14 protein-coding genes are annotated in these 14862 nt (G+C 55.1%); 7 read left to right on the top strand and 7 right to left on the bottom strand.

Annotated elements, in window-relative coordinates; all coding sequences use genetic code 11:
• Positions 1-55: 55 nt before the first annotated feature.
• From BN3795_RS00570 to BN3795_RS00555, 4 genes are all read right to left on the bottom strand, one after another.
• Positions 56-766 carry an AIM24 family protein gene (locus BN3795_RS00570; protein WP_068782810.1) on the bottom strand — a complete coding sequence of 237 codons (711 nt, stop codon included), beginning with the start codon at positions 764-766 and terminating at the stop codon, positions 56-58.
• Between the two features lie 44 nt (positions 767-810).
• Complete coding sequence (locus tag BN3795_RS00565) at positions 811-1251, bottom strand: hypothetical protein (protein ID WP_068782809.1); 441 nt, start codon at positions 1249-1251, stop codon at positions 811-813.
• Between the two features lie 134 nt (positions 1252-1385).
• On the bottom strand, positions 1386-2249 hold the full coding sequence (locus tag BN3795_RS00560; RefSeq protein WP_068782808.1) for a DegV family protein: 864 nt from the start codon (positions 2247-2249) through the stop codon (positions 1386-1388).
• A 118-nt stretch (positions 2250-2367) separates the two neighbouring features.
• Positions 2368-3273, bottom strand: coding sequence for an AraC family transcriptional regulator (locus BN3795_RS00555; RefSeq protein ID WP_068782807.1), 906 nt, complete (start codon positions 3271-3273; stop codon positions 2368-2370).
• 148 nt (positions 3274-3421) lie between these two features.
• Between BN3795_RS00555 and BN3795_RS00550 the strand changes: the two genes are divergently transcribed.
• Positions 3422-4858, top strand: coding sequence for an MATE family efflux transporter (locus BN3795_RS00550; protein WP_068782806.1), 1437 nt, complete (start codon positions 3422-3424; stop codon positions 4856-4858).
• Positions 4859-4934: 76 nt separating this feature from the next.
• Here BN3795_RS00550 and BN3795_RS00545 read toward each other — a convergent pair whose 3' ends face one another.
• Positions 4935-6815: an LTA synthase family protein gene (locus tag BN3795_RS00545; protein WP_068782805.1), complete on the bottom strand. Its 1881-nt coding sequence runs from the start codon at positions 6813-6815 to the stop codon at positions 4935-4937.
• Between the two features lie 792 nt (positions 6816-7607).
• On the opposite strand from BN3795_RS00545, the gene BN3795_RS00540 reads away from it, so the two are divergent.
• Positions 7608-9752, top strand: coding sequence for an endonuclease MutS2 (locus tag BN3795_RS00540; protein ID WP_068782804.1), 2145 nt, complete (start codon positions 7608-7610; stop codon positions 9750-9752).
• A gap of 535 nt (positions 9753-10287) precedes the next feature.
• On the opposite strand, the gene BN3795_RS00535 is transcribed toward BN3795_RS00540, so the two are convergent.
• Positions 10288-10779 (bottom strand): GAF domain-containing protein, encoded by a 492-nt coding sequence (locus BN3795_RS00535; protein WP_068782803.1) that lies wholly within the window; start codon positions 10777-10779, stop codon positions 10288-10290.
• 228 nt (positions 10780-11007) lie between these two features.
• Here BN3795_RS00535 and BN3795_RS00530 point away from each other — a divergent pair, with 228 nt between their 5' ends.
• Positions 11008-11208 (top strand): aspartyl-phosphate phosphatase Spo0E family protein, encoded by a 201-nt coding sequence (locus tag BN3795_RS00530; protein ID WP_068782802.1) that lies wholly within the window; start codon positions 11008-11010, stop codon positions 11206-11208.
• Here the strand turns inward: BN3795_RS00530 and BN3795_RS00525 are convergent.
• On the bottom strand, positions 11190-12143 hold the full coding sequence (locus BN3795_RS00525) for an alpha/beta hydrolase (RefSeq protein WP_068782801.1): 954 nt from the start codon (positions 12141-12143) through the stop codon (positions 11190-11192). The genes BN3795_RS00530 and BN3795_RS00525 overlap by 19 nt on opposite strands.
• Before the next feature lie 228 nt (positions 12144-12371).
• Between BN3795_RS00525 and BN3795_RS00520 the strand changes: the two genes are divergently transcribed.
• The 4 genes from BN3795_RS00520 to BN3795_RS00505 form a co-directional block, all read left to right on the top strand.
• The gene (locus BN3795_RS00520; RefSeq protein WP_068782800.1) at positions 12372-12938 is read left to right on the top strand and encodes a GNAT family N-acetyltransferase; all 567 of its coding nucleotides are present in this window, start codon (positions 12372-12374) and stop codon (positions 12936-12938) included.
• A 7-nt stretch (positions 12939-12945) separates the two neighbouring features.
• Complete coding sequence (locus BN3795_RS00515; RefSeq protein WP_068782799.1) at positions 12946-13695, top strand: energy-coupling factor transporter transmembrane component T family protein; 750 nt, start codon at positions 12946-12948, stop codon at positions 13693-13695.
• Between the two features lie 238 nt (positions 13696-13933).
• Positions 13934-14470: an ECF transporter S component gene (locus BN3795_RS00510; protein WP_068782961.1), complete on the top strand. Its 537-nt coding sequence runs from the start codon at positions 13934-13936 to the stop codon at positions 14468-14470.
• Between the two features lies 1 nt (position 14471).
• Positions 14472-14862 (top strand): ATP-binding cassette domain-containing protein (locus BN3795_RS00505; RefSeq protein ID WP_198524605.1); only part of this gene is annotated, 391 nt, incomplete at its 3' end.

Here is a 14862-nt window from a genome sequence, read left to right as displayed (position 1 = left end):
AGGATGCGAAAAAGGCCGGGCAACGGGAGAATCCTCCCAATGTCCGGCCTTGTTTTCATTTGATAAATACCCCGCCAAAGGGAAGCGCCTCGCGCAGAAAACGGCGCACGATGCCGTCCTCCTCTTGCAGGTCCCGCTCCAGCTCCTGGCTCCCGGCGCCGCCTGATTGAATAAGGACGGACCCGTTCCCTGTGATTTTCCATTGATAGCGCATATGCTGGCTGGCCAAGTGGTTGCCGTAAACCGACAGTTCCAGCTTGGCGTGCTCGGGATAGGCCAACACCCGCCCGGCATCGACGTAAAGCGGTTCTTCCGGATGGAGCGGCAGCTCCAGCACTTGTCCCTGGGTCAGCACGCCGATCTGCCCCTGCCCGGAAAATTTGACCTTCACCGCATCGCGCGTAATCATCATGTTCTTCATGCTGAGTATCCGCGTCTCCATCCGTATGCCTTCCGTATAAAAAAAGAGCTGTCGAAAGTCATACAGCCAATCACTCTCCTCCGTCAGCGTCAGCGTCTTCAAACCGACCGAGGGAGGAAATGCGGCGACCAGGCGGCAAGGCCCGCTGTAATCGGAGCGGATCAGCTTGCGTTTGCGGTAAATTCCTTTGGCGTCCATCAGCTTGTCGCTGCGCTGCGCGGCGGAACCGCGATAGGCGATCACTTGACCGGGATGCAGGATATGCAGCAATTCTCCGGGGGCCAGGTCAAAAGAAACGGCCTGACCGCCCAGCGTGGAAGGCTCGTGATGCTCAAATATGTCCATGGGGTTCACCTCCTGCCCGGGAGCCGAGCCTATCGAAATTCAAATCAACGGCGAAGGGCTAGACGAATAAGCCGCAGCACGATAAAATATCCGGCAAACAGCCCGGCAGCCGTAAACAACATAACGCGTATTTTGCGCGCATGAGCATCGCGGGTTTGCTGCGCTTCGGTCAAGGCGGCCACGGTAGCGGTAAGCTCCCGGTTGCGTTCGATCAGCTCTTCGTTTTGCTGCCGGAACGCGTCCAGTGTGCTTTGGGTTTCCTCCAGCGTCCCCCGGGCTTCTTCAAGCTTGTCCACCGTCGCCGCGTAATCGGCTTTCAGTTCATTCACTTCGGCGGGGAGCTGCGACAATTCCTTCACGCCGTTGACCCAATCATTCCAAACTCCCGCATTGGCCCGATTGGCGCTGCCGAAGCATAACGCGTCCAGCGTCAGCAATAAGGCGGTCGCCAGCAATGCTATCCGGCCCATCCGATAAAGTCTCATGTTCCCCACCTCCTAACCCTTATTACGTTTGACGAGACGTAATGGTTTCCATACGGAATAAGCCCCTTCACCGGTAAGGTTCTGGCTGGCGAAAGGGCCTGTTCCGTTTGATTGATATGGGAGATCAATTCGGCTTACAAGGCGTAATTCGGTTGTCGAAGATACATGATGGCGACCGTTCGCGGGCCGCAGTGGCAGGAGATGGCGCACCCGCCTTCAATAATGGCGACTTCCTTCACATCCGTCTTTTCGAGGAGGGTGTTCCTGATGAAGCCGGCGGCTTTCTCAGCCAGCGTCTGCGCGACGATAATGAGCTCCCGATCGACCTTGTGGACGTTGTTGATGAAGTTATGAAGCATTCGTTCGACGGCTTTCTCGGTTTTGCCGCGGTACTTGTCGGCGGAGATGACCAGGCCATCCTTGACTTTCAGCACGGGCCGGATTTTGAGCAGGCTCCCGATCATATACTGAACGCTGGAAGCGCGGCCCCCCTTGTGCAGGTAGTCGAGATTGTCCACCAGCACCTCGATTTCGACCCGGTTCCGCATTTCCTCCAGCATGCCGACCAGTTCGGAAGGGCTAGCCCCCTGCTTGGCAGCGATGGCGGCTTTCACCACCAGCAACGCTATACCGCCGGAAACATTCAGGGAGTCCACGACATGCACGCGTCCATCGGGAAATTCGGCTGCGGCGATCAACGCATTCCGGTAAGTGGACGAGAGCTTGGATGACATGCTGATGTACACGATCGTATGCCCTTGCTCAATCCAAGGCGCGAAAGCGGCGATGAAATCGGCCGGGGCAGGAGCGGCTGTTCCGGGCAGGACTCCGTCCTCGTCGACCCGGCGGTAAATGTCGGAGGTGGTAATCTCCAGCTTATCTTTGTAGGCGGTCTCGCCGAAAACGACATAAAGCGGAACAATGCCGATATCGTATGCGGCGGCCCAGGTTTCCGGCAAATCCGAAATGCTGTCGGCGAATATTTTCACGAGTGTCAATACATTTCCCCCAGTTGGTTTAAGGATCAAATCAAAGCGGTTGCTTTCTTTGAATTATAGAGAAGTCCCGACCGAGAAGCAAAAAAGTCGGTCTTGGGGGATCGCGGAACGGGCCGCCTTATTCCTGGTTCCAAGTAAATCGCTGGCGGTATTTCCGCGGGGATAAACCTTCCGTTTTGCTGAAGCAGGCCGTGAAATACGCGGCTTGGTTGAAGCCGACCTCTTCGGCAATCCGCTCGATCGTCAGATCGGTTTGAAGGAGCAGCAGTTTGGCTTGTTCGATCCGCAGACGCTGCAGATAAACGGCGGGCGAACAGCCGAACACCTTCTGCATGCAGCGCGCGATGTAGACCGGGTGAAAATTGATGCTCTCTCCGAGTTTTTGCGCGGAAAAAGGTTCATCGTAATGCTCGCGCAGATAGGAGGCCGCCTTCTCGGCACAAGCCGACTGCGGAGGGAGCCCGGCATTAGTGGACGAGGTGGACAACTCTACGATCACGTCCTGAAAAAGGGCCTGCTGGCGCAGCCGTACGCTGTCCAAATGGAGGTTCCGGTTCAATTCGAACAGATCATTCAGCAGGGTGATGATTTTTTGCGGCTTGGCCAACTTCGCATATTGGGGCAGGGGGACCGTGTACGACGTTGCGGTGAACGGAGGCAGGGAGATCGCTCCGGGGATGTCCTTATCCGTCATACTGCACCCGCAATGCCGATATTCCTCCTCCTCCACGACCCGCCAATCGCCCAGGAGTTGAAAATGCAGCCAATGGTGCAGCGTATCCTCCCGGCAGCCTTCCAGCGCATAATGGTAGCAATCCGGGCGGAGAATCAGCGCTTGTCCTGCCGTTACTTCGTAGTCGCGCCCTTCCTCGCCGATGAATAATCGTCCATGCTCAACGACCAGGAGATCGAAGGCACCGATATTTTGCCGGCTGGGATGCTTGCCTCCCGCCGGGATCACCGCCGAGCCGCTGACGATGTAATGGGGCAGAGGGGGCGCAGTAAATTCGATAATCGGAGGCAAAGGGTACCAGCTCCTCTGAGGTTGGAATATTGAAAGATTGAGTTGATTCTATGATACATCAAAATGACTTTAGCAACTATAATGTGTTTCATGCTAACACGATGACAGGGAATCCGTAGGGTTCTCCGATAACCAGGAGGTTGTAATAATGAAGAAAATCAAGAGCGTCGAGAAGGATAAATTTTCCCTCTGGCTGCTCGCTTGGCCGATATTTATCGAGTTGTTCCTGCAGATCCTGCTGGGCACCGTCGACACGTTGATGGTCAGCCGCATCTCCGACAACGCCGTGGCGGTCGTTGGGTTTTCCAATCAGCTGTTTAATGCGCTGACCACGTTGTTCGCCACGGTCGCAAGCGGTGCGGGGATCGTCATTGCTCAGAAGATCGGCTCGGGCCGCGAAGAGGATGCCCGGACCGTAGCGATTATCGCTTTCAAGGTAACCGCAGCGATCGGGATCTTCCTCAGCCTGCTGCTGATCGCCGTTCCCGGGCCGATCGCTACGATGCTGCAACTGCCGGATGAACTGCTGCCGCTGGCCAAAATCTATATATCGATCGTTGGCGGCGGGATGATTCTGACCGCGATGATCTCCATGCTGGGGACCGCGATCCGCAATACCGGGAATACGAAAGGGCCGATGTATACAGCGGTCGGCATGAACGTCATTCATATCTTCATGAACTATTGCTTTATTTTCGGTGCCTTTGGATTTCCGCAGTGGGGGTTGACCGGGGTAGCGATTTCAACGGTAATCAGCCGTCTCATCGCCACGATTGTGCTGCTGTTTATTTTCCTCGGCACCTTCCAGCGGCGTATCGGGTTGAGAGATATACCGGTATTTGACCGGAAGCTGTTCAAGGAGGTTCTCGTCATTGGCTGGCCGCTCGGGGTCAATTCGGCGAGTTGGGTATTCTCTCAGCTGGCGATCTTCTCGTTCCTCGCGGTGCTAGGTTCCACCGAGCTGGCGGCTCGAACCTATATGAATACATTGGAGTCCTTTTGCTTCATGCTTGGCTTCTCACTGGCGATGGCGGCGCAAATCCAGATCGCCCATCTCTACGGTGCGGGCAAGACCAAGGAAGCCTACCGTGCAGTATACCGCGTGTTAGCCTTCGGGCTGCCGTTGGTCATCGTCAATGCGTTTATCCTGGTACTGTTTGGTCCTAAGCTGCTGGGGCTGTTTACGCAAGACGCCGATATTCTGACCCTTTGCGCGGCGCTACTGTGGCTGAACCTGTTGCTGCAACCGGGAAAAATGATCAACATGGCGCTCGGGAACTCATTGAATGCGGTAGGGGATACCCGGTACACGATGATCATTTCCTTGATCTTTATGTCGGTGGTGGCGACCGGCTGCTCGTATTGGTTTGGCGTGTCGCTCGGCTGGGGAATCATTGCGATTTACGCGAGCATGATCAGTGACGAATATATCCGCGGCGTGTTCTCCTTCTTCCGCTGGAGAGGCCGCAAGCATCTGCGCATGAAAGAGCAAGAATTGCTTCGAGAACGCGGAGTCAGCCAAGAAGTTCCGGGGCCGTTCCAAGAGAACAAGGCGCTGGACGGAGCAGCTACTCCTGCCTTGTAAATATCATCGGTGTAAAAAAAGAGCCGCAGGCGATCCCAAGAGGGAGGCCTGCGGCTTTTGTTAGGCAAATCGCTTATTATTCCTTGTTCTCCTTCACCCGGTCAGGCAACTGCTGTACATAGCTGTCGCTGAGGCGGAGCAGCTCCAGGGCCCGGTTGTATTCACTCTCGGTAGTCAGCGCTTGATCTACGCCGTCCTTGGCCAGCGGGTACTTCGTGCCGTCATCGTACCAAACCCCCGGGATAAACAAAGCCTGGTCGTTCAGGAACGATCCGGAAGGCAGATAGTATCGCTGCGGCAGCAGGTTGTAAGACGTCTGGTTCAGAAGATCCTCGCCGAAGTGAATATGGTTCTCGAGGTTAATGCCGAACAGGTTAGCTACCGTTGGCAGGATGTCGACCTGACCGCCGACATTGTCCATGACCGAAGGCGTCTCGGTGCCGGGGACATGCAGGAGCAGCGGGATGTTGATCATATCGATATAGCTGTAATCCCGGCCGTAGATTTCTTTCATCAGCTCGAGCCCATGTTTGTCCAGGGAATACATCGGCAAGCCGAGATGGTCCCCGTAAATGACCACTACGCTGTTATCCCAAATGCCTCTTTGCTTCAGATTCTGGATGAACTGGCCCAACGCATAGTCCGCATAGCTTTGCGCCCGCAGATAATCGCCGACCATATTGTCCTGATAACGTTCCGGAAGCTGGATTTTATCCTTCTCATGCGGCGTCGTAAACGGATGATGCGCCGTCATTGAAATCACCTGAGTATAGAACGGCTGTCCGGTCTGCTGCATGCGATCCAGCTCATCGCCAGTCTTCTTATAGAGCACTTCATCCGAAGGGCCAAAGAAGACGGTATCTTCGGTGCCAAACCATTTCTGGTCATAATAGCGGTTAAAGCCAATCGCGTTGTACAACTCGCCGCGGTTCCAGAAATCGACGACATTGGTATGGAACGTCGCAGTATCGTAACCCTGATCCCGCATAAGCTTCGGCAAGCTTGGCAGGTCCTTGTTCGGGTAGTTTTGCGTGGCCGCCTCATTATATGGAATGTAGAACGAGGTATTGACGACAAACTCGGCATCGGACGTATTGCCTTGGCCTACCATTTGATAGAAATGCTTGAAGTAGGTGTTCTCCTTCACCAGCTTGTTCATATTCGGCGTCACTTCCTGACCGTCGACCTTCAGATTGATCAGGAAATTCTGGAACGATTCCAATTGAATGATGATCAGGTTCTTGCCTTTGGCAGCGCCAAAATACTTCGGCTCGGCCGGTTGGGTAATGCCCTTGAGCTTATCGATCTTGGCCTGCGAGATCTGGTTCTTGTCGACCAGTTCTTCCTTCTTGGTGCTGGAGAAGATCGTGTAAGTCTCATAGTTCAGGATGCCCATTTTCTCGGCTTGCTTGATTTCGTTCATGCTGGCGCGGTTCGGCCAGATGTTAAAGATGCACAGCAGCAGCGAGAAGGCGAAAATCCCCGTGATGACGCCGGTGCTGGCTTTTTTCAGATTAAAGAAAGCTCTGAGCTTCTCGGCGCGCTTCTTGCGCAGCAGCCAGAAGCCGATCACGATAATGTCCAAAAAGATCAGCAGATAATAAGGGGCCAGCAAAGAGAATACGCTGTTCTTCACCGCGGTGACCTGGTTGACTTGCTGCAGGGCCGTGTAGTTTACGATCACCCCATAATATTTATGATACATAATCGCAGCGAAAAATATCGCGGTAACAATCAAATTTACAGTGAGATAAAGGCCGATCTTACGTTTGGAGGAGAACCATTCAATCAGGCAGAACAAAATCCAGATAAACGGAATTTCCTTCAGCAAAGGCCCCCAAGCGGGAACTCCATCAAAAATGGACGTCCAGACGAGATAAATCTTCAAGATCATAATGACGGAGAAAAAGACAAACGGCTGGATGTTGGCGAGCCGGATGCGATTGAATTGTGACACTTTGTTTCCTTCCTTTCCGCAAAAGCTCCTTTTGTTGACTTGAATTTAACGCCGAGTTAACAAATTAACATCCCATATATAATACATGAAATGATCGCAAGAATAAAATTAATCAATTCACTCAATTAGCAAGATATTCCACTTAAACCGGGATGTAGTGTGCCGAAACCCGAATTCTTGACGAATAGCGCCTCTTTTTGGTAAATTGGAGATATTCCTTCTTTCCTTAAGCGAAAGATGACTTTTTGAACAACCTAGTTACAATGAAGTTCAAAAAGGCAGGTTTGGAGCACCGAGAAGGTTGAATGAAGCTAGGGACTGAGTAGCGGAGCGTAGTGGAACCTACGTGAGCAACGGAGGGCCCGGGTGAATTCAAGATTCGATGTCGAGATCGCTTCCTGGAATGCTTCGTGATCGAAAGATGACTTTTTGAACAACCTCTAAAGAGGAGAGATTTTGATGTCGGTGAAGGTTCTTAACTAGCAACTTCATAAAGACAGTTACATTGGGTACAGGAACGTGCCGCTTGGAGACTAAGCGTGCCCGTATTTTCCCGTACGCTTGTTTCGGTCTATGAATTAGTTAAGAACACACGCGGGACATCTTGCAGCTACTCCCAGCTGCCGTCATGATGGAAATGATGAAGCCGTGCTGTTTTCAGCACGGTTTTTTTGATTTTCTCAGGGGCAGAAACGGGAGAGGTATAGGCAAAGGATGGCATACGTGCGGTCCTTTGCCTTTTTTTATGCCGGAAAGAAGGAATCCCAAACCATACCTTGAGGAGGTTATCGCTTGATTACATTTTCGCGAAGTACGTTGGAATATGAAAGCATCAAACAGGATTTGTTGAGTTACGCGGTATCTTATGCCGGCCGGCAGCGGATTGAAGAGCTTGCGCCGATGACGGAGAAACGGGCGATCGAACGGGCGATTGCAGAAACGGCCGAAGCGCTTGCCTTATACGGGAAAGGGGCCAGCGTACCGCTGCCCTCCCTGGAAGGGATCGAGCTGGTCGTCTCCCTGCTGGGCACCGGTTATCTGTTCACCGAACAGGATTTGATGGCCGTGCAGACGTTTCTGCATAGCTGCGGGCAGCTCAAGAAATATATGACTTCCAAAGGGGAGCTGGCCTGGCGAATCGGGGTTTATGCCAACGAGCTGCAGGATTTGCCGTCGCTGCAGCAGGAAATTCTCCGCTGCATCCGGTTCGGAGTAATCACGGATGAAGCGAGCCGGGAGCTGGAGAAAACGCGGAAGAAAATCGGCATCGTCAAAGAGCGGATCCAGAAGCGCCTTCAGTCGGTCATGGCCCGTCACGCCTCCATTTTGCAGGAGAATCTTGTCAGCGTACGCGGCGGCAGATACGTCATTCCGGTCAAAAAAGATTACTACAAGCAAGTCAACGGACGGATGCTGGACCAATCCACCAGCGGGCAGACCGTGTTCATTGAACCGCAGGAGGTTGCAGCCTTGCAGGGGGAGCTGGAGCTGCTTCTAGGGGAAGAGGCACGGGAGGAGGCCAAAATTCTGGGTTACCTCGCCGGTTTGGTCGAACGGGAAGCGGCCGACCTGATGCGGAACATTGAGATTACGGGAACGTACGACTTTATTTTTGCCAAAGCGAAGTACGCTGCTGCGATCGGCGGAACTGCGGTGCAGCTCAGTGACACCGGCTACACGGTGATTCGCGGGGCCAAACATCCGAAATTGCTGCAAACGATGGTGCCTCTGGATATGGCGATCGGGGCGGATTACCGGACGCTGATCATCACCGGACCCAATACCGGCGGGAAAACAGTGGTCCTAAAAACGTTTGGCCTGCTGTCCTTAATGGTGCAATCCGGCTTGCTGGTGCCGGTGGCGCAAGACAGCCGGTTTGCCGTGTACCAGGGGATCCGCGCGGTGATCGGGGACGGGCAGAATTTGGAGCAGTCGCTCAGCACGTTCTCTGCCCAAATCGGAGCGTTAGTGCAGATCCTGAAGGAAGCGGGTCCTGCCACCCTGGTGCTGATCGACGAACTGGCTGCGGGCACTGACCCGGGCGAAGGGATCGCCTTGTCGATTGCAATTCTGGAGGAGTTCGCCCGTAAAGGGGCAACCGTAATGGTCACGACCCATTTCAACGAGCTCAAGACCTTTGCCTCCCGAGCGGAAGGGTTCGAGAACGCGCGGATGGAATTCGACGCCGAGACGCTGCGTCCGCTGTACCGGTTGACCATTGGGCAATCCGGCCGCAGCTATGCGATCGAAATCGCCCGCAAGCTGGGGATGTCCGGCGGGGTGATCGAACGCTCGCAGCACATCGTCAGCCGCCAGCAATCCGCCGATGATTCCGGAGGCGGAGGGCTGCGCTGGGACGAGATCGTACCGGCGAAGGTGGCCCCGTCCCCGTCCCCGGCGATGGCAGCGGCTCGAAGCGGCAGAACCCCCGGCGGCAGCGGGGGGAAGCGGGCCGGAGCAGCAGCGGAGACAGAGCGTGAGGAAAGTGGCCGCGGCGGCGAGGAAGTCGATGGGGCGTCCGGCGAAGCCGGGGCAGCGGCGGCAGGAGGGGCTGGGGAAGCGACCGGGGACGCGACCAGGGACGCGATGGCGGGGGCGGTTCCCCCTTCCCGCAGGTTTGAGGTTGGCGACGCCGTTCTCGTGACTTCCATCGGCAAGATCGGCATCGTCGTTGAACCGTCGGATCGTTGGGGGATGGTCATGGTGCAGGTCCAGAAGCAGAAAATCAAAATCAATCATAAGCGCTTGAAGCCTTACTTGAAGAGCGAGTCGCTCTATCCGGAGGACTACGATCTCGATATCGTCTTTGATTCGAAGGAGAACCGGAAGAAACGCAAGCTGATGGGCAAGCGGCATGTGGAGGGTTTGGTCATCATCAAGAAGCCGGGGGAAGAGGAAGCGGGATCCGGCGAACGAAAGGCCAACCCGCGAAAATAAACGAAGAAGAGAGCGCAAGGTTCGGGGATGCCCGAGGCTTGCGTTTTTTTTGCCGCCCACAGGGGGCAGGAAATCCCGCTTAACCCCGGATTGTATACGAAAATTCGTGCATAATTGGGCAAGATTGCGCCCAAACCGAGATTATACTCGAAAAATCATATAAAACGGGCAGCGGGAAGGGTTGACTGCAGGATTTTATATGAAAAATCATATAAAGCGAGGACAAACAGGGCAGAGGCATCACAATATACTTGAAAAATCGTATATAAATCCGTATCAAAGGTGGGGGGGCAACTGCACAACTAGAAACGGGAGGTTGCAAGGGGGAGCCCCGAGCTCAGCACCTGGCTCAGCCCCAAGTTCAGCCCCAAGCTCAGCTCAAGTTCAGCCCCAAGTTCAGCCCCAAGCTCAGCTCAAGTTCAGCCTCAAGCTCAGCCCCAAGCTCTCCGAACAAAATTGAAGCCCCTGTGCGTTAAACGCACAGAGGCTTTGGAGTTCGCTGAAACGAGCCTCATTCGACTCAACCCTCCATTCGTTAGGCGGGAACCGGCAATTGCTTGACCAGCGTCGCCACAAACTTCTCCAGAAACGCTTGGTCTTCGGCGTCAAAACGCCCTTTGAGCGGGCTGTCGATGTCCAGTACGCCGAGCAGCTGCCCCTCCTTGACGAGCGGAACGACGATCTCGCTGTTGGAAGCGGCGTCGCAGGCGATGTGCCCTGGAAAAGCGTGAACGTCTTCGATTCGCATCGTCTCGCGGCGTTCCGCGCTGGTGCCGCATACGCCTTTGCCGAGCGGGATCCGAATGCAGGCCGGAAGCCCCTGAAACGGGCCGAGCACCAGCTCTTGACCGTCAAATAAATAAAAGCCAACCCAATTGATATCATCTAAGAAAAAGTTCAACAATGCGGCAGCATTGGCTAAATTGGCGACCGGGTTGCTTTCCTCGAAAATTAGCGCCTGAAGCTGCGACAAGACGGCATTCTGCCGTTCTTCGCGGGAGCCGCTGTACTCGTTGGCATGAAACATGTGTGATTCCCTCCTTGTAGCTGCGGGCCGGGCAAGACCGCCGCGCCGGCGCAGCGATATATCTATTATAAGGTAGAGTTTTGTCGAGGAATAGCATAATGCGCAAAAGGCAGTTGTTCTTTTCTTACAAAGTCCGACATGGAGTGCTATTTTTTATCAAATTTGCAAAATATGTTTTTTGGCATCATGAGGTAAAATAGGGACAAGATTAATGAAAAGGTGATTTTTATGGTACCCCAAACACTACGAGGCGCAAGCCGTACCAATAACAAAATCAGCAGCGATCTGAAGGCAACCATCGAGCACCTGCGTCTGGAGTTAATGAATGCCGCTACCCAAGATAACTTCAGCAGCGGCACCATTCTGGAATTAAGCCAGCGCCTCGATCAGTATATCGTTATGGCCCAAAGTCAGATGCTCGGCAAATAAGCGGCGGCCGGTTCTTCCTGGCCTAACGCCTTCTCGATGAAGGACTGAACCTCCTCGGCATACCGCTTCGGATTTATGCCGTAAGCATTGGCATGGACGGCGCCCTCCACAAGCAGCAGCTCCTTGGGCTCGGGCTTGTGACGGTACATCTCCCGGCTCATATAAGTCGGGACGTAATTGTCTTCCGTGCCATGGATGAACAAGACCGGCAAGGTGCTGTTTTCGACGGCTTTCATCGGGCTGACCTGGTCCAGACGAAAGCCGGCCTTACGCTGCAGCAGCTTGTTGACCAGCGGCAGGAGCGGCTTGGCCGGCAGCTTGTTCAGCTTGGAAATCTGATGCCGCATAAGCTCGGTTAAGTCCGAATAAGGGCAGTCAGCGATGACGAACTTCACATTCGGATGAGCGATGGAGAGATACTCCAGAACCGTTCCACCCCCCAGGGATTGGCCATGCAGGCCGATCACGCTGCTCTCCCCGTAATTCTCCAATATCCAGTGCACCCATGTTTGGACATCGTATTTCTCCTGATAACCATAAGTGGTGTAGCTGCCTTCACTGCCTCCGTGCCGACGCTGGTCCACCAGCAGAATATTAAATCCCGCTTTCTGGAACATGTCGATATATTGCGTGGAGGCATGCAGCGAAACCGTATAGCCGTGCACGATGATGATCCAGCGGTGGCTTTCGGGAAACAGCTCCAGCACAAATCCGCCCAGCTTCAGCCCGTCGCGGGACATCACTTGTACAGGTCGTTTAGGCAACTGCTCGAATTGTTCGCGGGTGTATACCCCGGTTCGTTCCAAATATTCGTAAATGCTCTCCTCCGGCTGCAGACGCATCTGGGTGATTTGGCGCACCGCAAAACGCGGCAAGCCGCTTACGAATACCAGCACGACCAGCAGTACAACCAGAATGACGATCGTGAATACCATGTGCGCAGGTTCCTCCTTGCGAGCCTATCCGTAAAGCTCTCTATGTCTATAATAGTATCACCGAAAAGTTGGAAGGAAAATCGCCTGTACGGAAAATTTGCCGCCCCCCTTTGACGAGCTTGATCCGATATGATTAGCTATTAAAGGGTGTCGGTTCAGTCGGGAGAAGTTCACTCGGGGTCACAATCGGCAAGGTTAGAACGGAAACAGCAAGGGGGCTGGGCAATCGTGTATAAATGCGGCGGGGACATCCCCGTGCTGGAAAGCGAAAGGCTGCGTTTGCGGCGGATGGGGAGAAGCGATGCGGAGGTCATGTTTCGTTATTGGAGCGATCCTGTAGTCACGAAGTATATGAATGTTCCGCCGTTTGCTTCCGTGGAGGAAGCCTGGGAAATGATTAACCTGCTTAACGGTTTATCCGAGAGCGAAGACGCGCTCCGTTTTGGCATCGAACTCAAAGAGGAGAAGACGCTGATCGGCAGCTGCGGGTTTAACGTCTGGGAACTCGCGGGGGCTTATCGCGGTGAAATCGGCTATGACCTGGGCCGGGAGTACTGGGGGCACGGATATATGTCGGAAGCGCTGCGGATGCTGCTCGCCTACGGGTATGAAACGATGGGGTTAAACCGGATTGAAGCGCTGGTGGATCCGCGCAACGACGCCTCTCGCAAGCTGCTGAAGGCGTTTGGGTTCGCGGAGGAAGGACTGCTGCGTCAGTATCAACGCACGGCGAGCGGGTTCGTCGATTTGCTGATGTATTCTTTGCTGAAGAAAGAACATTATGCGGGAGGATAACTTAACGATGGGGCTTACGAAAAAGAACCTCGGGGCGTTGCACCGTCTTGATCCGCTTAGCAAATGGGTTGCGTTAGTTTGTCTGGCCGTGCTCGCCATGCACTGGGAAGACCCGCGCCAGCAGGCCGTTCTGCTGCTGGCGCTGATCGCGGCAGCCCGGCTTGGGGCCGGGATGAGCTGGCGGCGGTTGCTGCGGCGCATCGCCTGGATTGTAGGCTTTGGCCTGCCGTTATTCGTCGTGACCGCGTTGGCCGTGCAAATGCGCGAAGGTGGATTCGGGGAATTGCTGCCGGTTTCGGCTGCTGCGTTTAGCGATGCCGCGGTGGTAACCTTGCGGATGGTCAGCTTGTTCTTATCCTCGCTGACTTATATCGAGTCAACCGATCCCAAGGACTTCGTCATAATGATGACGACCCGGCTGAAGCTGCCGTATCGGTTTGTGTTTGGCATCTCGATGGCGCTGACGTTTCTGCCGTTGCTGGCGGAAGAAGCAAGACAGGAGGCAGCCGCTCGCAAGCTCCGGATGGGGCGCCGGCCGCGGGGATTGACCGAACGGTTGGAACAATGGCGGGGGCAACTGGTTACCGTATTTACCGGTGCGATCCGTCGGGTGGAACAAACCGCCGGGGCCATGGACGCCAAAGGATTTGGCGCGTACCGGGAGCGTACGTTTTTGCGGGACGTGCCACTAACAGCGGTTGGCGTGTGGACGATCGCGTTAAGTTTGGTGGGGACGGCAGGCCTGTGGATGTTGTAATGCGAAAAAAATGACCCGAAGGCCGGAACAATCCGATAACCATGCGCTTCAAGAGCCGGTTCAAACGGGTGCAGATGGCGAGACTTCGGAAAAAAGGACTTGACGCCGCCTTATTGTTAACCTAAATTAACAGTTATGGTTAACAATTAAGTTGAAAACGGATGAGAGGGTGGTTCAAGTGAAAGAAGCAAGTTCCGCCAAGGCGTTTCAACGCTTTACTACGCTGGATATCGTGCTGATGGCGATGCTGGCGGCGGCGAATGCCGTGCTGACGGTTTTCCTGTCGCCATTAAATCAGGCGCTGAACGGGTTGGGGGGACCTATCCTCACCTCCACGATCACCGGGTTGTATATGATCTACGGATTGCTGGCGTATTATATTATCCGCAAACCGGGAACGGCTCTGATTACTTACGGTATCGGTGCGGTGGTCCAAGCCTTTATGGGATCGGCGTACGGGATCTTGTCCTGCTTCGTGGCTGCGGCCTGTTATCTGGTCATTGTTGAGGTGGCGTTTGCCCTTGTGCGCTATCAAAAATGGAGTTGGCTGATGCTGACGGTTACCGGGGGCGCGATGGTGCCGTTGTGGTTCTTCTTCGCCGCCGAGATGTTCGGGTATACGAAATGGGGGACGGACGTCCTGCTCCTCGCATTGGTCGTCCGGGTGCTGAGCGGGATGATCCTGTGCGGCCTGTTGGTCAAGCTGCTCGGCGATGCCCTGGCCGGCAGCGGGCTCCTTCGCCGCTTTGCGGCCGGGCGCCGGATGGAAGCGTAACATGGCGCGGCCAGCTTTGGAGATGCTGGGCGTCAGCTACGCCTTTGAGCCCGGCGGGGTCCCGGCGGTGCAGGACGTCACGCTCACCGTGGAACGCGGGGAGTGGGTGGCGCTCGTCGGGGCGAGCGGCAGCGGCAAATCGGCCCTGGCGCAGCTGATCAGCGGGTATCTCCCCCGCGCCGGGGGAGGAAGCCGTACGGGCCGAGTGTGCGTGGACGGCGTCGATCCCGCGGAAGCGGAGATCGGCGAGGTGGCCCGGCGCGTCGGGGTCGTGTTCCAGGACCCCGACGCGCAGCTTGTGCAGGGCCGGGTCGAAGACGAAGTCGCCTTCGGCCCGGAGAACCTGCGCGTGCCCGCCGCCGAGCTGGAGCGGCGGGTCGCGGACGCGCTGG

The organism is Paenibacillus phocaeensis, from assembly GCF_900021165.1.
Taxonomy (GTDB): domain Bacteria; phylum Bacillota; class Bacilli; order Paenibacillales; family Paenibacillaceae; genus Fontibacillus; species Fontibacillus phocaensis.
Note: the sequence above shows the minus strand (reverse complement) of the source record. Positions and strands in the feature narration are given on the sequence as shown.

Excerpts from the sequence above, each read along its gene's own strand:
- BN3795_RS00565 (WP_068782809.1), bottom strand. The coding sequence starts at position 1,251 with ATGAGACTTTATCGGATGGGCCGGATAGCATTGCTGGCGACCGCCTTA.
- BN3795_RS00530 (WP_068782802.1), top strand. The coding sequence starts at position 11,008 with ATGGTACCCCAAACACTACGAGGCGCAAGCCGTACCAATAACAAAATC.
- BN3795_RS00535 (WP_068782803.1), bottom strand. The coding sequence starts at position 10,779 with ATGTTTCATGCCAACGAGTACAGCGGCTCCCGCGAAGAACGGCAGAAT.
- BN3795_RS00525 (WP_068782801.1), bottom strand. The coding sequence starts at position 12,143 with ATGGTATTCACGATCGTCATTCTGGTTGTACTGCTGGTCGTGCTGGTA.
- BN3795_RS00510 (WP_068782961.1), top strand. The coding sequence starts at position 13,934 with ATGGCGATGCTGGCGGCGGCGAATGCCGTGCTGACGGTTTTCCTGTCG.
- BN3795_RS00570 (WP_068782810.1), bottom strand. The coding sequence starts at position 766 with ATGGACATATTTGAGCATCACGAGCCTTCCACGCTGGGCGGTCAGGCC.
- BN3795_RS00550 (WP_068782806.1), top strand. The coding sequence starts at position 3,422 with ATGAAGAAAATCAAGAGCGTCGAGAAGGATAAATTTTCCCTCTGGCTG.
- BN3795_RS00515 (WP_068782799.1), top strand. The coding sequence starts at position 12,946 with ATGGGGCTTACGAAAAAGAACCTCGGGGCGTTGCACCGTCTTGATCCG.